Source organism: Streptomyces sp. NPDC005820, from assembly GCF_040630255.1.
Classification (GTDB): Bacteria; Actinomycetota; Actinomycetes; order Streptomycetales; family Streptomycetaceae; genus Streptomyces.
This window is the reverse complement of sequence record NZ_JBEXXE010000053.1, coordinates 24,035-50,816: the sequence shown is the minus strand read 5'-3', so window position 1 is coordinate 50,816 and position 26,782 is coordinate 24,035. Positions and strand designations below refer to the sequence as shown.

The window sequence follows — 26,782 nt, the reverse complement described above, 5'->3', positions numbered from 1 at the left end:
GCAGGCCTTGGGTCGTGTGTCGGTCAGGCCTTGGGTTCTCGGCCGGGCTGGCCTTGGGTTCTCGGCTGGGCAGGCCTTGGGTCGTGCGTCGGTCAGGCCCTGGGTTCTCGGCCGGGCTGGCCCGGATTCTCGGTCCGCCAAGCGCTGGGCGCTCCTCGGTCAAGCCTTGGGTGCTCCGCTGGGCGCGGCGCGAGGTGCCGGCGGTCCGCCGTCTGGGCCGTGGCGCCGCCGCGACCGGCCGAGCCCACGCGGGGAAGCCGTCCGCCGACAGTGCCCGGCCCCTTTGGACGCCGCCGAACGCATCGGACTCCGCCCGGCCTACGCCGGACACGGGTCCGCTCCCGCCGGGACGGGGGGCCGCTCCCGCCGGGACACGGGTCGGGCGTCCGTTTTCGGCAGGCTCGCGGGTGGTCCCCCTGGGTGGGGGCGGGTTCCGTCGGGTTGTGGGGCGGGGGCGTCGGGGTGGGTCGTTCGGGGGATCCGGTCGGTTCCTTCGGGTGTCGCGAGGTCGGTGCCCGGTCCGTGGAGAGGAGCGGGGGATGAGGGAATCTCCCTGTTCAGAAGGGGTCGGTAAGTCGGTCCCCGGCCTGGTGGGCGGGGGCGGCGCCGGGCTCCTCCGGATGCCCGCTGCTCGTTTCGCCGCCGATGCCGCATCCTTGAGATGTGGAGTCTCTCGGGGACGAGTCGGTCGAGCGGAAGGGGAGGGCGCAGGGGATGAGTTCCGGCGCACCTGCTCATAACGCTTCGGTGCACAACGACGAGCACGGTGCCGCGGACGCTTCGGCCGCAGTGCACCATGGACCGATGCGCGACGACGAGGCGGTCACTGCCGTGGGGACGATCGGTCCGCTCGTCCATCGCGCCGTCGACGGCGACGAGCAGGCCACGCACGACCTGCTCGCCCATGTCCACCCCCTGGCGCTGCGCTACTGCCGCACCCGGCTCTCCCGGCTGCCCGGCGACGCACGCCACTTCGTGGAGGACCTCGCCCAGGAGGTCTGCGTCGCGGTCCTGCTCGCCCTGCCCCGCTACCGGGACACCGGCAGGCCCTTCGAGGCGTTCGTCTTCGCGATCGCCTCGCACAAGGTCGCCGACCTCCAGCGGGCCGCCATGCGCCACCCCGGTTCCACGGCGGTCCCCTCCGACGAGATGCCGGAACGCCCCGACGACTCCCTCGGCCCGGAGGAGCGCGCCCTGCTCAGCAGCGACGCCGAATGGGCCAAGAAACTCCTGGCCAACCTGCCCGAGAACCAGCGGGAGCTGCTCCTGCTGCGGATCGCCGTGGGCCTCACCGCCGAGGAGACCGGTCAGATGTTGGGAATGTCACCCGGAGCGGTCCGGGTGGCCCAGCACCGGGCGCTGAGCCGACTGCGGGCTCTCGCCGAACAGTAGAAAAGACGTATACGTCGGCGGCGAGTGAACAGGCGCGCCGACATTTCCGTACGAACATACGAAGCCCGGAGCGGCGTCCAACCGTGGAATTCGGGAGGTGCACTTCCCGTTAGCATGGACATCCGCACCGATCAAGGCCATTTGGGGAAGGTGTCATGACTGCCAACGTCGACGGAGTGCCCGCCAAATTCGCGACCCTGGGGCTGACCTACGACGACGTGCTGCTGCTGCCGGGAGCGTCCGAGGTGCTCCCCAACGCGGTCGACACCTCGTCCCGAATCTCCCGCAACGTCCGGGTCAACATCCCGCTGCTGTCCGCGGCGATGGACAAGGTGACCGAGTCCCGCATGGCGATCGCGATGGCGCGCCTCGGCGGCGTCGGCGTGCTGCACCGCAACCTGTCCGTCGAGGACCAGGTCAACCAGGTCGACCTGGTCAAGCGGTCCGAGTCCGGCATGGTCACCGACCCGATCACCGTGCACCCGGAGGCCACGCTCGCCGAGGCGGACGCGCTGTGCGCCAAGTTCCGCATCAGCGGTGTCCCGGTCACCGACCCGGCCGGCAGGCTGCTCGGCATCGTGACCAACCGCGACATGGCCTTCGAGAGCGACCGCACCCGTCAGGTCCGCGAGGTCATGACGCCGATGCCGCTGGTCACCGGCAAGGTCGGCATCACCGGTGTCGAGGCCATGGAGCTGCTGCGCAAGCACAAGATCGAGAAGCTTCCGCTGGTCGACGACCAGGGCCTGCTCAAGGGTCTGATCACGGTCAAGGACTTCGTCAAGGCCGAGAAGTACCCGAACGCCGCGAAGGACTCCGAGGGCCGGCTGATCGTCGGTGCCGCCGTCGGCGCCAGCCCCGAGGCGCTGGAGCGGGCCCAGGCGCTGGCCGAGGCGGGCGTGGACTTCCTGGTCGTCGACACCTCGCACGGTCACAACAGCAACGCCCTCAGCTGGATGGCGAAGATCAAGTCCAGCGTGAACGTCGACGTGATCGGCGGCAACGTCGCCACCCGTGACGGCGCGCAGGCCCTCATCGACGCCGGTGTCGACGGCATCAAGGTCGGCATCGGCCCCGGTTCGATCTGCACCACGCGCGTGGTGGCCGGTATCGGTGTCCCGCAGGTCACCGCGATCTACGAGGCCTCCCTCGCGGCCCGCCCCGCAGGGGTTCCGCTGATCGGCGACGGCGGCCTCCAGTACTCCGGCGACATCGGCAAGGCGCTCGCCGCCGGCGCCGACACGGTGATGCTGGGCAGCCTCCTCGCGGGCTGTGAGGAGTCCCCGGGCGAGCTGCTGTTCATCAACGGCAAGCAGTTCAAGTCGTACCGCGGCATGGGCTCGCTGGGCGCCATGCAGTCCCGCGGCCAGGGCCGGTCGTACTCGAAGGACCGCTACTTCCAGGCCGAGGTCGCCTCCGACGACAAGCTCGTGCCCGAGGGCATCGAGGGCCAGGTGCCCTACCGCGGTCCCCTCGCCAACGTGCTGCACCAGCTGGTCGGCGGTCTGCGCCAGACCATGGGCTATGTCGGCGCCGCCACCATCGAGGAGATGGAGACGAAGGGCCGCTTCGTGCGGATCACGTCGGCGGGCCTGAAGGAGTCGCACCCGCACGACATCCAGATGACGGTCGAGGCGCCGAACTACAGCCGCAACAAGTAGCCGGCAGCCGCGCACAGCTCCGTACAGGGCGGTCCCGGGCGCACCGGGGCCGCCCTTGTCGTGCCCGTCGGCGATACTGGAAGACGCTGAACGCATCAGGGAAAGGCCACAGACGTGACTGAGATCGAGATCGGGCGCGGCAAGCGCGGCCGCCGGGCGTACGCCTTCGACGACATCGCCGTCGTCCCCAGCCGCCGTACGCGGGACCCGAAGGAGGTCTCGATCGCCTGGCAGATCGACGCCTACCGCTTCGAGCTGCCCTTCCTGGCCGCCCCCATGGACTCGGTCGTCTCCCCGGCCACCGCGATCCGCATCGGCGAGCTCGGCGGCCTCGGCGTCCTCAACCTCGAAGGCCTGTGGACCCGGTACGAGGACCCGCAGCCGCTGCTCGACGAGATCGTCGACCTCGACGCGGACACGGCGACCCGCCGCCTCCAGGAGATCTACTCCGCCCCCATCAAGGAGGAGCTGATCGGCGCGCGCATCAAGGAGGTGCGCGACTCCGGCGTCGTCACGGCGGCCGCGCTCTCCCCGCAGCGCACGGCCCAGTTCTCCAAGGCCGTCGTCGACGCGGGCGTGGACATCTTCGTCATCCGCGGTACGACGGTCTCGGCGGAGCACGTCTCCGGTGCGCACGAGCCGCTGAACCTGAAGCAGTTCATCTACGAGCTCGACGTCCCGGTGATCGTCGGCGGCTGCGCCACCTACACGGCCGCCCTGCACCTGATGCGCACCGGCGCGGCGGGCGTCCTGGTCGGCTTCGGCGGCGGCGCGGCGCACACCACGCGCAACGTGCTGGGCATCCAGGTCCCGATGGCGACCGCGGTGGCCGATGTCGCGGCCGCCCGCCGCGACTACATGGACGAGTCCGGCGGCCGGTACGTGCATGTCATCGCGGACGGCGGGGTCGGCTGGTCCGGCGACCTGCCCAAGGCGATCGCCTGCGGCGCCGACTCGGTGATGATGGGCTCCCCGCTGGCCCGGGCGACCGACGCGCCGGGCAAGGGCCACCACTGGGGCATGGAGGCCGTCAACGACGAGCTGCCGCGCGGCAAGAAGGTCGACCTCGGCACGGTCGGCACCATCGAGGAGGTCCTCACGGGCCCGTCGCACACCCCCGACGGCTCGATGAACCTCTTCGGCGCCCTGCGCCGCGCCATGGCCACCACCGGCTACAGCGAGCTGAAGGAGTTCCAGCGCGTCGAGGTGACGGTGGCGGACTCGCAGCACCGCCGGTAACCCCTAGAACACCACGAAGGGCCGGTCACCCACCCGGGTGACCGGCCCTTCGGCATGCCCGGACGGGCGCGAGGGCGTGTGGGGTGGGGAGGGGGCGCGCGGTTGCGTTCGGGGCGAATTCGGGCTGGTCAGGGGGGTCGCGGGCGATAGCGTCCCTCCCGGCGCCCCAGTTGTGTGGGGTCGCCCCCTTCCAAGGACATCGTTCCGGTCCCCGGCCCTCGGTCCCCGGCCCTCGGTCCCCGGCCCTCGGTCCCCGGCCCGAGTTCCAACGGACCGTCCACCCGGGCCACTGGGCGGCATCGTGGAACGGGGCGCCCGTGGGACGCCACCGCAAGCCCACCCGCTGGGACCGGGTCCGTCTTCGGATGGTCCAGTTCAAGAGGAGGTGGATCTTGCGACTTTTCGGATGGTGAGCGGCCGCCCCCACACACATTAGGGGCGGACACTCCGTGATCCATCCAGGAGCCTGCCGCAGTGCCCTCTGCGGTGGGCTCCACCTGTTCCCACCGTACTGGCGCCGGGCACCCCATGCCACCACCCCCAGGCCCACCGCACCCCACGCGCCCCCCTTCACAACCGATGCGCCGCCCCCGTGGGGGTGGCCCCCCGGGTGTCCAGGAGGAGCTGGGCCTTCACCGACAGGCCCTGGAGGTCGTACGTGCGGTGGTGCTGGAGGAGGATCGTGAGGTCGGCGTCGGCGGCGGACTCGTAGAGGGAGTCGGCGCGGGGGACCGGGCGGTCGAGGACGCTCCAGGCGGGGACGTGGGGGTCGTGGTAGCTGACCGCGGCGCCCAGTTCCATCAGGCGGATCGCGATCTCGTGGGCGGGGGTGCCGGTCAGGTCGGCGAGGTCGGGCTTGTAGGTGACGCCGAGGAGGAGGACGCGGGCTCCCCGGGCCGACTTCCCGTGTTCGTTGAGCAGGGCGGCGGCGCGCTGGACGACGTACCGCGGCATACGGCTGTTGACCTGTTGGGCCAGTTCGACCATCCGCAGGGGGCTGCCGGGGAGGCCCGCGCGGTCCAGGGGGACGGAGTGGCCGCCGACGCCGGGGCCGGGGCGGAAGGCCTGGAAGCCGAAGGGCTTGGTCTCGGCGCAGCGGACGACGTCCCACAGGTCGACGCCGAGGTCGTGGCAGAGGACGGCCATCTCGTTGACGAGGGCCATGTTGACGTGCCGGAAGTTGGTCTCCAGGAGGTGCACGGTCTCGGCCTCCCGCACGCCACGCGCGCGTACCACCTTGTCGGTGAGGCGGCCGTAGAAGGCCGCGGCGGACTCGGTGCAGGCGGGGGTGAGGCCGCCGATGACCTTCGGGGTGTTCGCGGGGGTGAAGGCGCGGCTGCCGGGGTCCACCCGGCTGGGGGAGTAGGCGAGGTGGAAGTCGCGTCCGGCGCGCAGGCCGGACGTCTCTTCGAGGAGCGGGCGCAGGAAGTCCTCCGTCGTCCCCGGGTGGACCGGTGACTCCAGGATGACGGTGGTGTGCGGGCGCAACTGGCCGCCCAGGGTGCGGGCGGCGGCCTCCACCTGGGCGAGGTCGAGGCCGCCGCCCGCGTCGAGCGGGGTGGGCGCGCAGATGACGGCCGTCCGCACCCGGCTCAGCCCGGCCGGGTCGGTGGCGGTCCGGAAGCCCCCCGAGAGCATCCGGCGCAGTTCGGCGGCGCTGAGCGAGCCCGTCTCGGGTCCCGTCCGGTAGCCGAGGGTGGGGAGGCCCGCGGCCACCGCGGCCTGGGCCAGGGGCAGGCCGAGCGGGCCGAGTCCGATGACGGCGAGATCTGCGGGCATGGCGTGGGCCGTCCTTCCCAGTAACCGAAGCGGGACAGGTGCGCAAGCCCTGTGGACAGGATGGGCGAGCGCAATGTCAGACTAGGAGTAAATATGACTGTTATGCGGGATTGATCGACTGTGTTCCGTGAGAGTTGTCCACAGGCTGGGGGCGAGTGGTGGCTGAAGTCGGGCAAGGCGGTCAGAATTTTGGGCAGGGGAACACGCAGGGGGACACCGAGCGGGCCTCGCCCTGAAGGTGCGGCCGGCGCGACGGACAGCGGGAGGCAGCGGTGAGGACAGCGACACTGGGGCCGGCACAGCGAGCCGAGTCACTGGCGGGCATGGCCGAGCGGGAGCTGGACGTGCTGGTCGTGGGAGGCGGAGTGGTCGGCGCGGGTACCGCCCTCGACGCCGTGACCCGGGGCCTGTCCACGGGCCTGGTCGAAGCGCGTGACTGGGCGTCGGGCACGTCCAGCAGGTCCAGCAAGCTGATCCACGGCGGACTGCGCTATCTGGAGATGCTCGACTTCGCCCTCGTCCGCGAGGCCCTGAAGGAACGCGGACTGCTGCTGGAGCGGCTCGCACCCCACCTGGTCAAGCCCGTCCCGTTCCTGTACCCGCTCCAGCACAAGGGCTGGGAGCGGTGGTACGCCGGCTCGGGCGTCGCGCTCTACGACGCCATGTCCATGGCCCGCGGCCACGGCCGGGGCCTGCCCCTGCACCGCCATCTGAGCCGCCGTCACGCCCTGCGCGTCGCCCCCGCCCTGCGCAAGGAGGCGCTCGTCGGCGCCCTGCAGTACTACGACGCCCAGATGGACGACGCCCGCTTCGTCGCCACCCTCGTGCGCACCGCGGTCTCCTACGGCGCGAAGGCCGCCAACCGCGCGCGGGTGACGGCCTTTCTGCGCGAGGGCGAACGGGTCGTCGGAGCCCGGGTGCAGGACGTGGAGGGCGGCGGCGAGTACGAGGTCCGCGCCCGGCAGATCGTCAACGCCACCGGGGTGTGGACCGACGACACCCAGGGGATGGTCGGCGAGCGCGGCCAGTTCCACGTCCGCGCCTCCAAGGGCATCCACCTCGTCGTGCCACGCGACCGCATCAGCTCCTCCACCGGTCTGATCCTGCGCACCGAGAAGTCCGTGCTGTTCGTCATCCCCTGGGGCCGGCACTGGATCGTCGGCACCACCGACACCGACTGGGACCTCGACAAGGCCCACCCGGCCGCCTCCAGCGCCGACATCGACTATCTGCTGGAGCACGTCAACTCGGTCCTCAGGGTGCCGCTGACCCGCGACGACGTCGAGGGCGTCTACGCGGGCCTCAGGCCCCTGCTGGCCGGCGAGTCGGACGCCACCAGCAAGCTGTCGCGCGAACACACCGTCGCCCACCCCGCGCCCGGACTGGTCGTCGTGGCCGGCGGCAAGTACACGACGTACCGCGTGATGGCCAAGGACGCCGTCGACGAGGCCGTGCACGGGCTGGACATGCGGGTCGCCGACTGCGTCACCGAGGACGTGCCGCTGCTCGGCGCCGAGGGCTACCGGGCGCTGTGGAACGCGCGGGCGCGCATCGCCGCCCGCAGCGGGCTGCACGTGGTGCGGGTGGAGCATCTGCTCAACCGCTACGGGGCGATGGCCGAGGAGGTCCTCGACCTCATCGCCTCCGACCCCTCCCTCGGCGAACCGCTCCAGGCCGCCGACGACTATCTGCGCGCCGAGATCGTCTACGCCGCCTCGCACGAGGGGGCGCGGCACCTGGACGACGTACTGACCCGGCGCACCCGTATCTCCATCGAGACCTTCGACCGCGGCACGCGCAGCGCCCGGGAGGCGGCCGAGCTGATGGCCCCGGTGCTGGGCTGGGACAAGGACCAGATCGAGCGCGAGGTCGAGCACTACGAGAAGCGGGTGGAGGCGGAGCGCGAGTCCCAGCTCCAGCCCGACGACCTGACGGCGGACGCGGCCCGGCTCGGGGCGCCGGACATCGTGCCGCTCTGACCGTCGAACTCCGGTCGCCACAAGGCCTGTTCACGACGGGGGCAGGCCTTGCGCCAGGGCGTCACCTGGGCGTTGGCCGGACTGCGCCGCACCCTCTGGCCGGAACGCTTCCCTGCCTCCAGAGGGTGAGGGGCACCCTGGGCGTCGGGCACTTGTCGGGTGAGGGACAATGGAGGCTCTTTCAGGGCGGGTTGCATGAGGGGACGCATGTCGGAGGCGGAGCGGGCGGGGGCATCCCGTCAGGACAAGAGCGCACGTCTCCTCGCCGGTCGGTACCGGCTGGGAGGCGTACTCGGCCGCGGCGGCATGGGGACGGTGTGGCGCGCCGAGGACGAGACCCTCGGCCGGACGGTCGCCGTCAAGGAGCTGCGGTTCCCGGGGAACATCGACGAGGACGAGAAGCGCCGGCTGATCACCCGGACCCTGCGCGAGGCCAAGGCCATCGCCAGGATCCGCAACAACAGCGCGGTGACGGTCTTCGACGTGGTCGAGGAGGACGACCGGCCGTGGATCGTGATGGAACTCGTCGAGGGCAAGTCGCTCGCCGAGGTCATCCGTGAGGACGGCGTGCTGGAACCGAGGCGCGCCGCGGAGGTCGGGCTCGCGATCCTCGACGTGCTGCGCTCGGCGCACCGCGAGGGCATCCTGCACCGCGACGTGAAGCCGTCCAACGTGCTGATCGCCGAGGACGGCCGGGTCGTGCTCACCGACTTCGGCATCGCCCAGGTCGAGGGCGACCCGTCCATCACCTCCACCGGCATGCTCGTCGGCGCCCCCTCCTACATCTCCCCGGAGCGCGCCCGCGGCCACAAGCCCGGCCCGGCCGCCGACCTGTGGTCGCTCGGCGGTCTGCTCTACGCCTCGGTCGAGGGCTCCCCGCCGTACGACAAGGGCTCCGCGATCGCGACGCTCACCGCGGTGATGACCGAGCCGCTTGAGGAGCCGAAGAACGCCGGCCCGCTCAAGGACGTCATCTACGGGCTGCTCACCAAGGACCCCCAGCGGCGGCTCGACGACGCCGGCGCGCGGGCGATGCTCAACGACGTGATCCACGCGCCCGACCCCAAGGAGGCCGAGCCGGCCGACGCCACCCGGCTCGTGCCGATCCCGGTCCAGCCGGACGGCCCCGAGAGCAAGGGGAGTTCGGCCGCGGAGGCGGGCGAGAAGCTGCGCGGCGCACTGCGCTCCGTCCGCAAGAAGGCCGCCGTCGCGGCCGGGGCGGCGTCCACGGCGGCCGCGTCCCGCGCCAAGTCCGGCGGCGGTACGGCGGCTTCGGACACCCGGGCGGCCTCCGCCCCCGCCGCGTCCGCCACCACTGCCTCCCCGTCCGTGGGGACGAGCGATTCCCGGCGCACCGGCGCGGCGACCGCGTCGGCGCCCGCCACCCGGACGACTACGGCCCCCGCCGCCTCGTCCGCGACGGCCGGCTCCGCGCCCACCGCCGTGACGCCCACCGTCGGATCCGGTTCCGCCGGGGGCGCCGGCCGGGGCGGGCAGGGCTCCACGGGCGGTACGAACGGCACGACGGGTGGTACGACGGGTGCTGCGAACGGCGCCACGGGCGGCCGGAGTTCGGGCTGGCCCGTGATGACCCCGCCGGACCTGCCGCCGCGGCCGGTGCCGAGGGCGCCGCTGACCGACGTCGTGCCGAAGCGCACCCTGGTGATCATCGCCGTGGTGGTGGTGCTCGCGGTGCTCGGCACCGTGCTGGCCCTCACCCTCGGCGGCGGTGACGGCGACAGCGCGAGCGGCGGCAGGAGCGTGGCCGGCGGCAGTGCGAGCGCGAGCGCCGAGACCAAGGAGGACCAGAGCGGCGGCACCCGTACGGACGGGGCCACCGCGCAGTCCACCGGCTCGGCCGCATCCGGCTCGTCGCCGAGCAACACCACGACGGCCGGCGGCACCGGCTCCGACGTGTCGGCCACCGGCGACAGCCTGGCGGCGACGACGTACAAGGGCAGCCAGGGCTACTCGATCGGGCTGCCCACCGGCTGGAAGTTCCAGACGTCGAGCTCCGCCGGCGACCGGTTCACCGGCCCCGACGGGCAGCGGCTGCTGGTCGCCTGGACGACCACACCCAAGGACGACCCGGTCGCCGACTGGAAGAACCAGGAGCGCTACATGACGCGCTCGCAGTACAAGAAGATCCGAATAGCGGCGGTGAACTACCGCGGCTGGAACACGGCCGACTGGGAGTTCACCTACGCGGAGAGCGGCACCACGTACCGCGTCGTCGACCGCGGCTTCGTCGTGAACGACAGCCAGGGGTACGCGCTGATGTACACGGCGAAGGCCGCCAAGTGGTCCACCGCACTGCGCAAGAGCACCTGGCAGACACTCACGGACACCTTCACGCCCAAGAAGTAGCGGTCCGGATCCGGCATCCCCTCTCGGAGAGTTGCCTCCGGCACGTATCGTGAAGGGCTGCGGACCGTGCGCAGCGGCTCCGTGGCCGGATACGGCTGTAACGGGTCGTGTGGTGAACGGATTTGACCGACCGGGCGGCCGGGGGAGGCAACGTGGACGACTATGCGGGACGGGTACTCGCCGACCGCTACCGCCTGCCCGTGCCCCCCTCCGACGAGTACGAACTCACCGAGACGCGGGCCTTCGACACCTACAGCGGACAGGAAGTCCTGGTCCGCCAGGTGCCGTTGCCCGAGGTCGTCGAGGCCGAGGTGCTGGACGCCGGAGGGCTCCCCGAGGGGTTCACGGCGCGTGAGCACCGGGGCGGCGCCGGGCGGGTCCCCGGCGCACGCGGGGGCGCGAGCACCCGGCGGCCCGCCGATCCCGTCGTACGGCGCGCCGTGGAGGCCGCGCAGGCCGCGGCGAGCATTCCCGACCACCCCCGGCTCGACCAGGTCTTCGACGTGTTCGCCGACGGCGGTTCGCTGTGGATAGTGAGTGAACTGGTGGCCGCCCGGCCGCTCGCCGCGCTCCTCGCCGAGCAGCCGCTGACCCCGTACCGGGCCGCCGAGGTCGCCTCCGACGTGCTCACGGCCCTGCGGGTGCTGCACGCGCACGGCTGGGTGCACCGGAACATCACCGCCCGCACCGTCCTCGTCTGCGACGACGGCCGCGTCATGCTGACCGGCCTCGCGGTCGGCGCGGCGGAGGAGGCGCTGTGCGGCTACGACCCGGTGCCGACGGAGGAACCGGGAACACCGATCACACCGGTCCAGGCCTCCGCCCCGCCTCCGGGCCCGGCCGGCCCGGGCGGCCCTGCCACGGGGCCCGGCGCGATGGGCAACGGGACGCGTCCCGCAGGCGCAGGCGGCTCCGCCGGTGGGGCGGGGAGGGGAGGCGTGGGGGGCGCCGGTGGTGCTTTGGGCGGGCAGCCGGGTAGCGCCGGCGCTGCTTTGGGCGGGCAGCCGGGTGGTGCCGGTGGGCTTTCCGGCGGGCAGTCGGGTGGTGGGTCCGGTGGGGCCTTCGGCGGCGGGTCTGGGGGCGGGGCCGTCGGTGCGCACGGCGGAGGGGCCGTCGGTGAGGATCCCGAGGCGGCTCGGCGTGCCGCGATAGAGGCTCGCGGGGCCGGTGCGCTGCCCGGACCGGCGGGGGAGCCGGTGACCGACGCCGGGCCGTCGGGTGAGGTCGCCCGGCAGACGCCCATGGAGACCGGCGGGGACATCCGTGCCGCGCGCGCCGGGGCGATCGCCGCCTACCGCGCGGGCGCCCGCGCCGCGGCCCGCGTCCAGGAGTCCCAGCAGAACGGCCGAGCGGCCCTGCCGGGGGCCCGCACGCCCGCCGAGAACGACCAGGGCCCCGTGACGGCCTCACCGTACGGCGCACCCGGCACGCTTCCCGGTGCTGGCGCCGGTACTCCTGGTGCTTTCGGTGCTCCCAGAGCTCTCGGTACCCCCGGAGCTCTCGGCGGCACCACGGGTGTTCCCTCCGGACTGCCCGGACAGATCGTCGACCCGTACGGCGTACGAGGCGCGCCCGCACCGAACGCCGTACCGGGCTCCGCCCCTGTTCCCGCCCCCGGTGCCGCCGGAGGGTACCCGCCCGTCCCCACGGCCGCGGGGCAGTCGCCCGTCCCCGTCCCGGCGCAGCCCGGCGGGGTGGTGGGCGACGGCCGGTCCGGGGCCCGTTGGGGTGACCTCGTGGCCGCCGGAGTGTCCGGTGGAGCCGTTCGCCGGGGGCCGGCCACCGCGCTCGCCGCCGAGCGGGCCCGGCAGGCCCGGATGGCGGTCGTCGGCCCCGTCACCGAGCGCTGGGCGCCCGAGCAGGCCGGCCCGGTGCACGAGAACTGGCAGCTGGCCGCGCCGATCGGTCCCTCGACCGACCTGTGGGCGCTCGGCGCCTTGCTCTTCAGGGCCGTACAAGGACACGCGCCCTACCCGGAGGAGTCGACGGCGGAGCTGGTGCAGATGGTGTGCGCCGAGCCGCCCGCCTTCGCCGAGGAGTGCGGCCCGCTCCGGCCGGTCGTGGAGTCGCTGCTGCGCCAGGACCCCACCGAGCGCCTGGACTTCGAGGAACTGCGCGGCTGGCTGCGCTCATTGGTGCGGTCAGCGCCCGAGCCGGAGGCGGGCACGTACGTCGTCGCCGCGCCGCCCACCGACCCGCGCCGGCTGCCGATCGTGCGCCGCAAGGGCGAACTGGTGCGCAGACGGCGCGCCGGGCTGCCCGCGACGCACGGCCGCCACAAGCGGGCCCGGCAGGACACGGGCCGTTCCCCGCGCAGCCTCGGCCGCACCCTGCTGGTGCTGATCCTGCTGCTGCTGGCCGGTGCCGTCGCCTACGCCGTCCTCTTCATGCCCAAGGCCGACGAGGAGGGCGCGACCGCGACCGGCGGCGCCCAGAACACCGGGGCCACCGCCTCGGCGAGCGCACCCGCCGGTCAGGCCCCCGACGCGAGCAGCGAGCCCCGGCCCGACCAGACCTCTCCGGGCAGCAGTACGAGCGCGGAGGCCACCGAACCCCAGACCGGCTCCGGCGCGGACGTCGCCGACGGCTTCACCCTCCGCAAGGACGCCGCCGGTTTCCAGATCGCCGTGGCCAACGGCTGGGACCGCACCGGCAAGAACGGGCGCGGCCAGATCGTCTACTCCCACGGCGACTTCGAGCTGATCGTCGTACCGGGGAGGGACAGCGCCTCCGCCAACGGCAGCGACCCGATGGTCTACCAGCGGGAGAAGGAGAGCGAGCTCCAGCCGTACCGCGACTCCAGCTGGGCGACCGCCTCCGGGCTGCGGACCACGACCGTGGGCACCCGCACCATGGCCGAAGGGCAGTTCACCTGGTCCGACGGCGGGCGCGAGCTGTACGTCCGCAACCTCGCGATCCTCATCGACGGCCGCTATCACGTCGTACAGGTGCGCGGGCCGGAGGCCGAACGGGACGAGGTCACCCGGCTCTACGAGCAGGCGGCGGCCACTTACCGGTACACCGGCTGAGCACACCCGTACACCGGCTGAGCGAGCGCTCGGTTTCGCCGGTTCCCGAACGGCCCGAGAAGCGACAACCGTCACAGTGCTGTCTCCTTGGCACCCCCCTGGTTCCCCGGACGCATCCCGGTCTTTACGCTGACCCTGTCAAGAGCATTGCGGGGCAACGTGAATCAGATGCAGGGCCTGCTCCTCGCGGGCCGCTACCGGCTCGCCGACACCATCGGCAGCGGTGGCATGGGTCGGGTGTGGCGGGCGCACGACGAGCTGCTGCACCGGGCGGTCGCCATCAAGGAGCTGACCGCCGCCCTCTACGTCGCCGCGGCCGACCAGGCGGTCCTGCTGGCCCGCACCCGGGCCGAGGCGCGCGCGGCGGCGCGGATCAACCACTCCGCCGTCGTCACCGTGCACGACGTGCTCGAACACGACGGCCGGCCGTGGATCGTGATGGAGCTGGTCGAGGGCCGTTCGCTGGCCGACGCCGTGAAGGAGGACGGCCGGGTCGAGCCGGCCGAGGCCGCCCGGATCGGCCTGTGGGTGCTGCGCGCCCTGCGCGCCGCGCACTCCGCCGGAGTCCTGCACCGTGACGTCAAACCCGGCAACGTGCTCATCTCGCACGACGGCCGGGTCCTGCTCACCGACTTCGGCATCGCCCAGATCGAGGGCGACACGACGATCACCCGGACCGGAGAGGTCGTCGGCTCCGTCGACTATCTCGCCCCCGAGCGGATCCGCGGCCAGGACCCGGGCCCGTCCTCCGACCTGTGGGCGCTCGGCGCGACGCTGTACACGGCGGTGGAGGGGCGCTCGCCGTTCCGCCGCACCTCGGCGCTGAGCACCCTGCAGGCCGTCGTCGAGGACGAGGCCGCCGATCCGCAGTACGCCGGCCCGCTCGGCCCCGTCATCGCCGCCCTGCTCCGCAAGGACCCGGCCGGCCGGCCCTCCACCTCCGAGACCGAGCAACTCCTCGCCGAGGCCGCCGAAGGGCGCCGCCCGAACGCGGCACAGGCCTTCGTACCCACCCAGTTCGGCGGTCCGGGCGGCTACGCCCACCCCGGCCGGTCCCAGGGCCCGGAGCAGTTCGGGGGGCCCGACGGCGGGACGAACGGTACGGGGTCGTCGTACGACTCCGGGTCGTCGTATCCGTCCGGATCCTCGTACGACTCCGGGTCGTCGTATCCGTCCGGATCCTCGTACGACTCCGGGTCGTCGTATCCGTCCGGGTCGCAGTACGCGTCAGGAGCGCAGTACGGATCGGGGGCGCACGCCGGACCGGCGGAGGCGTCGACGCCCGTCCCCGGCGCCACCGGAGGCACCGCCGGCGGAGTCCCGCACTCCGGCACCGGTTCCGGACCCGTCCCGCAGTCCATGCACTCGGGCCCCGTCCACCTCGCCCCCGCCCCGGCCGCCGCCCAGCCCCCGCGCCGCCGTCGGCTGCGGACGCTCGCGCTCGTGGTCGTCGTCGCCGCGCTGGTCGGCGGGGGTACGGCCGTGGCGCTGCAGAAGTGGGACCAGGACCGGCAGGGCTCCGCCGGGTCCGCGGCTGCCTCCGGCTCCGCCTCGCCGAGCGCCTCGGCCACCGGCGGCGGGGGCAACGTGCCCGACTCCTGGGTCCAGGTCGACGACGAGCTGGGCTTCGGGCTCTCGCTGCCCGACGACACCTGGAAGCGGTCGGTCTACCAGGACGACGGCGACCTCCAGCAGATCGACTACTCCCCGGACGGCGGCGAGCACTTCGTCCGGATCGCCCTGGACAAGTCGCCCGACTACGACGACCCGTACGCCCACCAGAAGGACCTCGAACAGCAGCTCGAGCGGCTGGTGGACTACGAGACGGTCAAGCTGGAGAAGAACGTCTACCGCGACCGCGAGGGCTCCGAGTGGGAGTACACCTGGACCGCGCTGGCCAAGGACTCGGAGTTCCCCGGGCCGCGCCGGGCGGTCGAGGAGACGTACATCTCCCGTGACGGCACGGAGTACGCGATCTACATGTCCTCCCCCGCGAAGGACTGGGCCACCACCGCCAAACAGTTCAAAGTCATACTGCAGAGCTGGCGGGAACCCAGCGCCTCCTGACGGGGGGTTGGCCGGTCGGCCACCCGGAGCGGGGACATCCGGTGGGGCATGATGGGCCCATGGGGACCGAGGGGGACGCCGTCCGCGTCATCGCGGGCCGCTACCGACTCGAGGCGAAGCTCGGGCGGGGCGGCATGGGCGTCGTGTGGCGTGCCACGGACGAGCTGTTGGGACGGCGTGTCGCGGTCAAGGAGCTGATCCAGGACGGCACGCTCTCCGCCGAGGAGGCGCGCGGCCGCCGCGACCGGACACTGCGCGAGGCCCGCGCGGTGGCCCAGCTGAGCCACCCGCACATCATCGTCGTGCACGACGTCGTCGAGGACGACGAACGGCCGTACATCGTCATGGATCTGATCAAGGGCGGCTCGCTGGCCGACCGGATCGCCGAGCACGGCCCGCTCGCCCCCGACGAGGCGGCCCGTATCGGCATCGCCCTGCTCGGCGCCGTGCGCGCCGCGCACGCGGCCGGGGTCCTGCACCGGGACATCAAGCCGGCGAACGTCCTGCTGGAGGGCGACAGCGACCGGGTCGTCCTCACCGACTTCGGCATCGCGCAGGTCGCGGGCGCCACCACGCTCACCGAGACCGGCTCCTTCGTCGGCTCGCCCGAGTACACCGCCCCGGAGCGGATGTCCGGCGCCCGTACCGGCCCCGAGTCCGACCTGTGGTCGCTGGGCGCGCTGCTGTGCACCGCGCTGAGCGGCGAATCGCCCTTCCGGCGCGATTCCTTGGGCGGCATCCTGCACGCCGTCGTGTTCGCCGAGATCCGCACCCCCGCCGAGGCCGCTCCGCTGCTGCCCGTCGTTCGGGGGTTGTTGGAGCGCGATCCGGAACGGCGGCTCGCACCGGCGGAAGCGGAACGGCTGCTGCGCGCCTACCTCGACACCGGGCGTACGCCGGAGTCCGTGGGCTCCGGCTACACCCCGACCCAGGAGGACCTGCCGGCCCGCTCCCGGCCGACCGGGAGGTTCCGGCGGCCCTCCGCGCGGTCGGATCAGCCCCGGCAGCCGGAGGACGCGCGGGCGGAGCAGTCCCGGCGGTCCGAACCGTCGCGGTCGGGGGCGTCGGGGTCGGGCCCGTCGGGGTCGGAGCACGCCCGGCCGGAGTCGGAGCAGACCCGGCTCGGCTCGGAGCCGCTGCCCGCCCGGGAGCGTTCCTCGCGCGGTGTGCTGATCGCCGCGCTGCTGGTCGCCGCGATGGCGGGCGCGGGCGTGTCGGCGGCGGCGCTGCTGGTGAACCGCGACGGCGACGGCGGCGGTTCCTCTCCTACGAGTTCGGCGTCCCGGGAGTCGACGGGCCCCGGGGCGGGACCGACCGCCGGAGGCTCGGCGAGCAGCCCCCGCCCCACGACCACCTCGCCCACCTCGTCCACGTCGTCCCGCACCTCGTCCGCCACACCACCCCCGTCCGCCACGGCCTCCGGCGCCGCGAGCCCCGCCTCCGACGACCGCCCCAGCGCCCCCTCCGGCTACCGCGTCGCCGACGACCCCGCCGGGTTCGCCCTCGCCGTGCCGGAGGACTTCACGCGCGTGCCGCAGGGCGAGCGGGTGTTCTACATGTCTTCCGGGGAGACGTTCCGCCTCGGCATCAAGGTCTCCGACCCCGAGTCGGGCGGCCCCCTGGGCGTGATGCGGCGCGCGGCCGCCAAAGGCCCCGACACCAACCCCGGTTACCACGACGGCACGGTCACCGAGACCACCCATGACGGGGATCCCGCCGCGCTCTGGGAGTTCACCTGGGACGGCTTCAGCGCGGCGGAGGGCCCCCGGCACACCTACGACCTGTGCTGGGAGGAGGGCGGGCGGCTGTACGACGTGTGGGTGTCGGCGCCCGTCGGGAAGGTGCGGGAGGCACGGGAGTACTTCGACGTCGCGGTCGACACGTTCGTGACACGGTAGTTGCCGTTCTCCGGTGGAAACCGGCCCGCCTGGCGCGATATGGATGGACCCATGAGTCAGCACGGGGGCGTCGGCCACGAGTCCGACGAGACGACCAGTTTTGTTCTGCAACCGCCGAACCCGCAGGCGGCCGCCGCGCTTTCGCAGATCGTCCCGCAGATCCCCCCACAGCCGGGCGAGCCCGGCGTCGGGCGGCTCATAGCCGGCCGCTACCGGCTGCTCGCCAAGCTCGGGCACGGCGGCATGGGCACGGTGTGGCGGGCCAAGGACGAGATCGTGGACCGCGAGGTCGCCGTCAAGGAACCCCGCGTACCGGACCACCTTCCCGAACGTGAACGGGCCAACGCCTTCGAGCGGATGCGGCGCGAGGCGCGCGCGGCGGCCCGGCTCGACCACCCCGCCGTGGTCAACGTGCACGATGTCGCCGTCGTCGACGGACAGCCCTGGATCGTGATGGAGCTGGTCCACGGCCGCTCCCTCGGCAGCGTCCTCCAGGAGGGCACGCTCAGCGCCCGCGAGGCCGCCCGGATCGGCCTTCAGGTGCTGGCCGCGCTGGAGGCCGCGCACGCGGCGGGCATCCTGCACCGGGACGTGAAGCCGGACAACATCCTCCTCGGCCGCCACGACCGGATCGTCCTCACCGACTTCGGCATCGCCCACATCGAGGGCGAGACCAGCCTGACCGACACCGGCGGCTTCGTCGGCTCACCCGAGTACATCGCGCCCGAGCGGGTGCTCGGCCAGCGTCCCGGCCCCGCCTGCGACCTGTGGTCGCTCGGCGTGGTGCTGTACGCGGCCACGGAGGGCGTGTCGCCGTTCCGCCGCAGCAACACGCCCGCCACGCTCCAGTCCGTCCTCCACGCCGTGCCCGCCCCGCCCGCCGCCGCGCGGGGCCCGCTCGCCGAGGCCGTCAACGGACTGCTCGACAAGGACCCGGCCCGCCGCCCCGCCGCCGCGCAGGTACGGGCCTTGCTGGAGGCGGCCGTCAATCCGCCCGCGCCGCTCCCGCAGCCGGTCCCGGCCGTCGACGCGCCCGCCCGGACGAGCGAGGTTCCCGTACGCCGGCGCCGCATGGGCCGTACGGCATGGACCGCGCTCGGAGCGGCGGTCCTCGCGGCGGCCGCGACGGCGTACGTGCTGATCGCCGACCCGTTCGCCGGGCCGCTCCCGGGCGGCTGGTCGAAGCACCACGAGAAGGACGTCACCGCGACGCTCGCCGTGCCCGGCGCCTATGTGCGCAGCGAGCCCGACAAGGACCGCAGGGACGACGAGCACTGGGTCGCCTACACCGACCCGAGCGGCGCGATCTCCGTCGTCCTGGAGGTGGCGCGCAAGGCGGAGGACACCGGCAAGGAGATCAAGGCCTCGGCGGCGGCCGAGATGTACGCCGACGACGGGGACTTCAAGGAGTCCGGCAGCTACGAGCTCGACATGCCGAAGAAGCCGCGCACGAAGACCGACGACAACGCCACGTACGGGGACGGGGGGCCCGCCGCCGAGAACACCGTGGTCTATACCACCGATGACAGTCAGGACCCGCGCCCGCGCGAGCTGCGGATCTTCTACTACCGGTCGTCCGCCGGCGACATGTACAAGCTGCTGATCGGCTACCCCGGCAAGGGCGACTTCACCGCGCGGGGCCGGGAGGTGGCCCGGACGGCGATCGCCAACCTGGACCTCGACAAGCCGTAGACCGGGATGCCCGCCGTGGCGCGCGGCGCTCGTGGTAGTCATGAGGCATGAGTGACGACGGCGCCCCCATAGGCGTCAACGACCTTGTCGCGGGCGGGCGTTACCGACTGCTCGAACGGATCGGCTCCGGCCCCACGGGCACCGTCTGGCGGGCCCACGACGACTTCCTGGACCGGGAGGTCGCCGTCAAACAGACCCGGTTGCCCGGCGGACCGGGGGACGAGGACCGCCGCAGGGCCGCCCACCGCCTCCACCACGAGGCCCGCGCCGCCGCCCTCGTCGACCACCCCTCCGCCGTCGCCATCCTCGACGTGGTCGAGGAGGACGGGCAGCCCGAGGCGGCCGGCGACGGACCGCCCTGGATCGTCATGGAGCTGATCCGGGGCGAGTCCCTGCACGAGGCGCTCGCCCGGGGCCCCCTCGACCCCGCCGAGGCCGCCCGCATCGGCCTCGCCGTCCTCGGCGCCCTGCGCGCCGCGCACGCGGTCGGCATCGTCCACCGCGCGGTGACACCGGCGAACGTCCTGCTCGGCCCGGACGGCCGGGTCGTCCTCACCGGCTTCGGCCTGGCCCACGCCCCCGACCCGTCCACCGGCTCCCCGACCGACGCGCTGGACTTCGCCGCCCCCGAGCACGGATCGGGCCGCGCCGCCGGCCCCGCCTCCGACCTGTTCTCGCTCGGCGCCCTGCTGCGCACCGCCGTGGCGGACCCGGGCCCGCTGGACCCCCTGGTGAGCCGCCTGCTCACCCCCGACCCGAACCGCCGACCGGACCCGGCGCAGGCCGCGACGGAACTGGAAGCGGTGATCGCGGCTTCCCGAACCCGGGTAGCGACCACGAGCCACTGAACCCGGGCCACGGCACCCGGGCCCGCTGACCCGGGCCGCCGCACCCGAGCCGCTGACCTGGTCCACCGACCCGGGCCGCCGACTCGGGCTGCCGCACCCGGGCCGCCGACTCGGGCTGCTGACCCGGGCTGCCGCACCCGGGCCGCCGACTCGGGCCACGGCACCCGGGCCGCTGACCCGGGCCGCCGCACCCGGGCCACCGACTCGGGCCGCCGCACCCGGGCCACCGACTCGGGCCGCCGCACCCGGGCCACCGACTCGGGCCGCCGCACCCGAGCCGCCGACCCGGGCTGCCGCACCCGGGCCACCGACTCGGGCCACCGACCCGAGCCGCCGCACCCGAGTCTCCGAACCCGGGCCTCCGAACCCGATCGGCGGCCTGATCAGCGGCTTCGTTGCCAGTGGGTACTGGCGTCGTGTGGACGGTCGGTGAATCCCCGTTACCGGCGGGTACCCAAAGTCCTTCCCGCGGCATACCCTGCGCCTCATGACGGACTCGCAGGCCCCGGAAGCCACCGCTACGACGACCACGGCCGGTACGAACCCCCTCGCCCCGGCCCCCGCAGGCGTCCGCACCGCCGCCGACGTGGTCACCCCCCAGCTCGTCGCCCAGCTCACCAAGGGCGTCGTCGGCTCCGGCCGCACCACGAACCACACGCCGTTCACCGGCGAGAAGCTCGCCGACCTGCCCGAGTCCACCCCCGAGGACGTACTCGAGGCCTACGAGGCGGCCCGCGCCGCACAGGCCGTGTGGGCGCGCACGCCCGTACGCGAACGCGCCGCCGTCCTCCTCCGCTTCCACGACCTGGTCCTGGCCCGCCAGGCCGAGGTCCTCGACCTGATCCAGCTGGAGACCGGCAAGGCGCGCCTGCACGCCCACGAGGAGGTCCAGGCCGTCGCGGTCGCCGCCCGCCACTACGGCCGTCGGGCCGCCGCCTATCTGCGGCCGAAGCGGCACGCCGGCGCCATGCCGACCCTCACCAAGGTCACCGAACTGCGCCACCCGCGCGGAGTCGTCGGCCAGATCGCCCCCTGGAACTACCCCCTGGAGCTCTCCGTCGGCGACGCGCTCCCCGCGTTCGTCGCGGGCAACGCGGTCGTCATGAAGCCGGACACGGAGACCTGTCTGACGGCCCTGTGGGCCCGCGACCTCCTCATCGAGGCCGGTCTGCCCGCCGACGTCTTCCAGGTCGTCCTCGGCGAGGGCCCGGTCGTCGGCCCCGAGGTCGTCCGGCACGCCGACTACGTCTCCTTCACCGGCTCCACCCGCACCGGTCGCGAGGTCGCCCAGGGCGCCGCCGCCCGCCTGGTCGGCGTGTCCCTCGAACTCGGCGGCAAGAACGCCATGCTGGTCCTCGACGACGCCGACATAGAGAAGGCCGCCGCGGGCGCCGTCCGCGCCTGCTTCTCCTCCGCCGGCCAGCTCTGCATCTCCATCGAGCGGATCTACGTCCACGAGTCGATCGCGGACGCCTTCCTGGAGCGCTTCGCCACCCGCACCAAGGGCATGCGCCTCGGCAACTCCCTCGCCTACGGCGCCGACATGGGCTCCCTGGTCGGCGAACGCCAGCTGGAGACCGTGTCCCGGCACGTCGAGGAGGCAGTGGCCAAGGGCGCGAAGCTGGTCGCCGGCGGTGTGGCCCGCCCGGACATCGGCCCCTACTTCTACGAGCCGACCATCCTCGACGGCGTCACCGAGCCCATGGCGGTGTGCGGCGAGGAGACCTTCGGCCCGGTCGTCTCGATCTACCGCTTCAAGACGGACGAGGAGGCGATCGAGCTCGCCAACTCGACGCCGTACGGCCTGAATTCATCGGTATGGACGAAGGACGGCCGACGGGGCCGCGAGGTCGCCGCCCGGCTGCGCACCGGCACGGTCAACGTCAACGAGGGCTACGCCCCCGCGTACGGCAGCGTCCAGTCCCCGATGGGCGGCATGAAGGACTCCGGCCTCGGCCGCCGCCACGGCTCGGAGGGCATCCTCAAGTACACGGAGGCCCAGACGGTCGCCCAGCAGCGGCTCCTGCCGATGGCACCGGCGCTGGGCATGGACGACGAGAAGTACGCCGCGTTCATGAGCACGAGTCTGCGGGTGATGAAGGCTCTCCGGCTCAGGTAGCCGCCCCAGGGGCGCGGGGCTGTATCGATACGCGGCTCCGCCGCCCGGGCGCGACCAGCCCCATCCGGCCCGCACGCGAAACTCGACGAGGAGACCCCGTGCCCCAAGACACCCACGCCCACGACTATGACGTCCTCGTCGTCGGCTCCGGCTTCGGCGGCTCGGTGACAGCCCTGCGCCTCACGGAGAAGGGCTACAAGGTCGGCGTCCTGGAAGCGGGCCGCCGCTTCACCCGCGAAACCCTCCCCAGGAACTCCTGGGACCTGAGGAATTACCTCTGGGCCCCCAAGCTCGGCCTCTACGGCATCCAGCGCATCCACCTCCTCGGCAACGTCATGGTCCTGGCGGGCGCGGGCGTCGGCGGCGGTTCCCTGAACTACGCCAACACCCTCTACGTCCCGCCGAAGCCGTTCTTCGACGACCCCCAGTGGCGGGACATCACCGACTGGCAGGAGGAGCTGGGCCCGTACTACGACCAGGCGCGCCGCATGCTCGGCGTACGGCTCAACCCGACGACGACCCCCTCCGACGTCCATCTGAAGGCGGCCGCCGAGCGGATGGGCGTCGGCGACACCTTCCACCTCGCCCCGGTGGGCGTCTTCTTCGGCGACGGCAAGGACGCCGAGGGGCAGGCGAAGGCCGCACCCGGCGAACAGGTCGAGGACCCCTACTTCGGCGGCGCGGGCCCCACCCGCAACGCCTGCACCGAGTGCGGCGAGTGCATGACCGGCTGCCGGCACGGCGCGAAGAACACCCTCAACGAGAACTACCTCTATCTCGCCGAGAAGGCGGGCGCGGTCGTCCACCCCATGACGACGGTCGTGTCGGTCACGGACGACTCGCAGGGCGGCTACGCGGTGGCGACCCTCCCGACCGACGCGCGCGGCCGCTCGAAGGGCCGAATCTTCAAGGCCCGACGGGTCGTCCTCGCCGCCGGCACCTACGGCACCCAGACCCTGCTGCACCGCATGAAGGCGAACGGGCAGCTGCCGTACCTGTCGGACCGGCTCGGCGAGCTGACCCGCACCAACTCCGAGGCGCTGGTCGGCGCCCAGACCGACGACCGCCGCTACCGCAGGGCGACCGGCGCGCCGAAGGTCGACTTCACCCGCGGCGTCGCCATCACCTCCTCGATCCACCCGGACGAGAACACCCACATCGAGCCGGTCCGCTACGGCAAGGGCTCCAACTCCATGGGCGGCCTGTCCATCCTCCAGGTCCCGTACGCGGAGGGCTCCTCACGGGTGGCCGGCTGGCTGGCCAACGCCGCCCGCCACCCCCTGCTGGTCCTGCGCTCGCTGTCCAACAGGCGCTGGTCGGAGCGGACCATCATCGGCCTGGTGATGCAGTCCCTGGACAACTCGCTGACGACGTATCTCAAGCAGACGGGCGTGGGCAAGGGGCTGCTGACCGCCCGCCAGGGCCACGGCGCGCCCAACCCCAAGCAGATCAGGGCCGCCTCCGAGGCCGCCTCCGCGATCGCCGCCGACATCAACGGCTTCGCCGGCTCCAACGTGGGCGAGCTGATGGGCACCCCGCTCACCGCCCACTTCCTCGGCGGCTGTCCGATCGGCGACTCCCGGGAGACCGGGGTCATCGACCCGTACCACCGCCTCTACGGCCACCCCGGCATCTCGGTCGTCGACGGCGCGGCGGTCTCGGCGAACCTGGGTGTGAACCCTTCCCTCACCATCACCGCCCAGGCCGAGCGGGCGATGTCGTTCTGGCCGAACAAGGGCGAGGCGGACCCGCGTCCGGCGCAGGGAGTGGCGTACGAGCGGCTGAAGCCGGTGGAACCGCAGACCCCGGCCGTCCCGGCGGACGCGTTCGGCGCGCTGCGCCTGCCGTTCCTGGGGATGCCGACGGTGCCGCCGACGATGCCGCCGAAGAAGTAGCCGAAGCAGCGGCTGGAGAAGTGGTCATGGCGTGACGGGGGCAAGCGAAAGGGCAAGCGAAAGGGCAAGCGAAAGGGACCTGCACCCCCCTCCGAGCGCAGGTCCCCTTCGCTGCTCCGTGGCGGCGCCCTACGCGTGCGCGCCGCTCTGCCGACGCCGGACCGCGACGACCGCTCCCGCCCCGGCGAGGACGGCGACACCGCCGACGAGGCCGATGACGGGGAGCGAGGAGTCGGAGCCGGTGGAGGCGAGGCTGCCGCTGATCGGCTTGGCGCCGCCCTGGGCCCGGGTGCCGTCGTCGGTGTCGGGCTTGTTGCCGTTCGGCTTGGCGTCGTCGACGTCACCGGTGTCGCTGCCGGCGGCGAGGATCTTCACGTCGTAGAAGTCACCGTTGCCGTGGCAGGTGGCGTCCTTGCCCGCGTAGATCGCCTCGCTGAGCGCGAACGACGAGCCGGCCGGGGCCGAGGCCTTGACCTTCACCCGCAGGTCGAGCGTGCTGGAGCTGTGCTTCTCGAGGGTGTCGAGCAGTCCGACGAAGGAGCCGGTGACCTTGACCGCCTCGCCGTTCTCGTCCTCGTAGGAGTCCTGGAAGCCGTTGGTCCACTTCCCGTCCTCCTTGACCTGGATGACGGCGAGGCCGTCGGACAGCAGGGCGTCGTTGTCGTCCCCGTACTCGATGAACGCGTCGATGTAGACGTTCGTGAGGTCCTGGTCGGAGTCGTTGCGGACCTTGAAGGTGAAGCCGTGCCAGCCGGAACCGGCCACGATCTTGTTCGGCAGGCCCTCGATCTGCGCGGTGAGGTTGTCGTCCAGCTCGAAGGACTTGCAGTCCGTGAACGGGTCGAACGGCTTCCCGGTCGCGGACGCGCTCGTGGAGGCCGAGGCGCTCGCCGAGGACGAGGAGGACTGCGAGGCCGAGCCGGACGGGGAGCCGGAGGCGCTGCCGGTCTGCGAATCGGACGCCGAGGGCGAGCTGGTGTCGGACGCGGAGCCGGACGGGCTCGACGTGTCCGAGGTGTCCGACTCCGGCGCGGCGGCGGTCTGCGACTCGGAGGTGCTCGCGGACGGCGAGCCGGACTCCTCGGCGAACGCTCCCGGCGCCCCCGACAGCAGGGCGAGCGGAATCATCGCGGCGGTCGCGGCGGTGGTGAGGAGAGTCCGGCGGAGCTTCATGAAGACCTCGGGAGATCGACTGTAGGGGGAGGCCTTCCGCGAATGTGGGGCGCAGGCGTGACCTGTGTTTCGCTAGGTGTGACCCGGGAGCACGGGGAACAGTTGTCCCCACCTCACGGGATCTTTATGTGATGTGCGTCACATTTGCCGGAGGTCGGGGTGGGTCGCGGGTGCACGACGAAGGGCCTCGCGGGGCGGAGGCCGCGGGGCCCTTCTTATCGTCAGCACCGGCGTCAGGGCAGCGCCGGTGCCTGGGAGGCGGCGCCGGGGGGTTGCGCCGCACTATTGGTCTGTACCTCTGAAAGTCATCCGGGGCAAAGTGCGTCGAAACGCGACAAATCGCACAATACGGTTGTCCGGGACGGGACTTGGAGCTGTGAGGGCTTTCTACGCATCGTGCTGGATGAGCGCGGCGCCCGCAACCGTTTGACCCAGTCCTTGTGCATTTTTGCAATCTCCGCCGATCGGCCCCGGGCGTCCCCGAGGCCGACCGTTCTCTGGGGTGACCGGGCTGCTGTCCCCTGCCGTCCGGTCACTTGCCTGGAGCGAGGTCCCACGACGCACGGCACGATCCGTCCGCCTCATCGCTCCAGTGAGCCACGCGTGGTACTTCCGGGCCCGCACCTGGCTGGAACGGACACCGGGACCAACGAAGCGGAGCCGACGGCGGTCACGCGCCGTACGGGTGAGAGGGCGCCCGAACTCAGATACGACCCCGGCACAGCTCCAGCAGCGTCATCGCGAGGGCGGTGCCGGGCTTGCCCAGGGCGTCCCTGTAGTGACCGAGCACCTCCATCTCGCGCGAGAGGTTCACCCGCCGGCCGCCGGAGGTGATCCGGGCCTCCTGGATCACGGCGGACACGGCCGCGCGCTCCTGGATCAGCCCGATGATCCGGTCGTCGAGGGCGTCGATGCGCTCCCGCGCACCGGTGATCACATCGGCGGCCTCGTCGGTACGGGCACCTGTCACGTCGAGGGCGGTCATAGGGGGCCTCCTGGTGTGGTGAGCTGAGGCCCCGAACCGACCGACAACCCGGAAAACGCCAGACGCCCCGGACCTTGTCGGCCCGGGGCGCCTGGGGAAGTCGCTTGTCAGTAGCTCAAGCAGCACGACCATGGCAGCCGGTGGGCCGGTTGCCATAGCTAAAGAGGAAGGTCGAGAGCTCGCGCATGCCCCGAGTATGCCACAGCGCTCTCCGCGCCCCGAAGCCGGCCGACGGGCCCCCTTTCCGCCCCCCTGAGCGGCCCTCTGGCCCCCGCCACCCACCGAGCCGACCAGCGGGCACGCTCTTCGCCTACCGAGCGGGCCTGCAGTGCCCTGTCCCCCCCGACCGACTCGATCCGTGCCCCACCCTCCACCGACCGAGCCAGACGCCAGCACCCTACCGACCGACCGACCGAGCCGGGCCTGGCCTCCATCCTCCACCGGCCGAGTCGGGCGGCAGCGCCCTGTCCACCGGCCGAGTCGGGCGGCAGCGCCCCTTTCCACCGGCCGAGTCGGGCCTGGCCTCCATCCTCCACCGGCCGAGTCGGGCGGCAGCGCCCTGTCCACCGGCCGAGTCGGGCCTGGCCTCCATCCTCCACCGGCCGAGTCGGGCGGCAGCGCCCTGTCCACCGGCCGAGTCGGGCCTGGCCTCCATCCAC

At 72.9% G+C, this 26,782-nt stretch carries 15 protein-coding genes; 12 read left to right on the top strand and 3 right to left on the bottom strand.

What is annotated here, in order from left to right; translation table 11 throughout:
- The first annotated feature begins 804 nt into the window (after positions 1–804).
- From ABZ464_RS43570 to ABZ464_RS43560, 3 genes are all read left to right on the top strand, one after another.
- Positions 805–1,392 carry a sigma-70 family RNA polymerase sigma factor gene (locus ABZ464_RS43570; protein ID WP_359287472.1) on the top strand — a complete coding sequence of 196 codons (588 nt, stop codon included), beginning with the start codon at positions 805–807 and terminating at the stop codon, positions 1,390–1,392.
- A gap of 155 nt (positions 1,393–1,547) precedes the next feature.
- Positions 1,548–3,053, top strand: a complete 1,506-nt coding sequence (guaB, locus tag ABZ464_RS43565) for an IMP dehydrogenase (protein WP_359287471.1) — start codon at positions 1,548–1,550, stop codon at positions 3,051–3,053.
- A gap of 114 nt (positions 3,054–3,167) precedes the next feature.
- Positions 3,168–4,292: a GuaB3 family IMP dehydrogenase-related protein gene (locus ABZ464_RS43560; protein WP_359287470.1), complete on the top strand. Its 1,125-nt coding sequence runs from the start codon at positions 3,168–3,170 to the stop codon at positions 4,290–4,292.
- 570 nt (positions 4,293–4,862) lie between these two features.
- Here the strand turns inward: ABZ464_RS43560 and ABZ464_RS43555 are convergent.
- Positions 4,863–6,071 carry a nucleotide sugar dehydrogenase gene (locus ABZ464_RS43555; RefSeq protein WP_359287469.1) on the bottom strand — a complete coding sequence of 403 codons (1,209 nt, stop codon included), beginning with the start codon at positions 6,069–6,071 and terminating at the stop codon, positions 4,863–4,865.
- Positions 6,072–6,343: 272 nt separating this feature from the next.
- On the opposite strand from ABZ464_RS43555, the gene ABZ464_RS43550 reads away from it, so the two are divergent.
- From ABZ464_RS43550 to ABZ464_RS43510, 9 genes are all read left to right on the top strand, one after another.
- A complete protein-coding gene (locus tag ABZ464_RS43550) occupies positions 6,344–8,050 on the top strand; it encodes a glycerol-3-phosphate dehydrogenase/oxidase (protein WP_359287468.1) in 1,707 nt (568 codons plus the stop codon).
- A 207-nt stretch (positions 8,051–8,257) separates the two neighbouring features.
- Entirely contained in the window at positions 8,258–10,417 is a 2,160-nt protein-coding gene (locus ABZ464_RS43545) for a serine/threonine-protein kinase (RefSeq protein WP_359287467.1), read from the top strand.
- A 152-nt stretch (positions 10,418–10,569) separates the two neighbouring features.
- On the top strand, positions 10,570–13,446 hold the full coding sequence (locus ABZ464_RS43540; RefSeq protein ID WP_359287466.1) for a protein kinase: 2,877 nt from the start codon (positions 10,570–10,572) through the stop codon (positions 13,444–13,446).
- A 168-nt stretch (positions 13,447–13,614) separates the two neighbouring features.
- A complete protein-coding gene (locus ABZ464_RS43535; protein WP_359287465.1) occupies positions 13,615–15,513 on the top strand; it encodes a serine/threonine-protein kinase in 1,899 nt (632 codons plus the stop codon).
- 59 nt (positions 15,514–15,572) lie between these two features.
- A complete protein-coding gene (locus ABZ464_RS43530; RefSeq protein ID WP_359287464.1) occupies positions 15,573–17,411 on the top strand; it encodes a serine/threonine-protein kinase in 1,839 nt (612 codons plus the stop codon).
- A gap of 51 nt (positions 17,412–17,462) precedes the next feature.
- Positions 17,463–19,103 carry a serine/threonine-protein kinase gene (locus tag ABZ464_RS43525; RefSeq protein ID WP_359287463.1) on the top strand — a complete coding sequence of 547 codons (1,641 nt, stop codon included), beginning with the start codon at positions 17,463–17,465 and terminating at the stop codon, positions 19,101–19,103.
- A gap of 47 nt (positions 19,104–19,150) precedes the next feature.
- Positions 19,151–19,951 carry a serine/threonine-protein kinase gene (locus ABZ464_RS43520; protein WP_359287462.1) on the top strand — a complete coding sequence of 267 codons (801 nt, stop codon included), beginning with the start codon at positions 19,151–19,153 and terminating at the stop codon, positions 19,949–19,951.
- Between the two features lie 487 nt (positions 19,952–20,438).
- Entirely contained in the window at positions 20,439–22,070 is a 1,632-nt protein-coding gene (locus tag ABZ464_RS43515) for a succinic semialdehyde dehydrogenase (protein WP_359287461.1), read from the top strand.
- A 98-nt stretch (positions 22,071–22,168) separates the two neighbouring features.
- Positions 22,169–23,965, top strand: a complete 1,797-nt coding sequence (locus ABZ464_RS43510; protein WP_359287460.1) for a GMC family oxidoreductase — start codon at positions 22,169–22,171, stop codon at positions 23,963–23,965.
- 129 nt (positions 23,966–24,094) lie between these two features.
- Here ABZ464_RS43510 and ABZ464_RS43505 read toward each other — a convergent pair whose 3' ends face one another.
- On the bottom strand, positions 24,095–25,138 hold the full coding sequence (locus tag ABZ464_RS43505) for an LPXTG cell wall anchor domain-containing protein (protein ID WP_359287459.1): 1,044 nt from the start codon (positions 25,136–25,138) through the stop codon (positions 24,095–24,097).
- 703 nt (positions 25,139–25,841) lie between these two features.
- On the bottom strand, positions 25,842–26,123 hold the full coding sequence (locus ABZ464_RS43500; RefSeq protein WP_359287458.1) for a chorismate mutase: 282 nt from the start codon (positions 26,121–26,123) through the stop codon (positions 25,842–25,844).
- Positions 26,124–26,782: the final 659 nt, after the last annotated feature.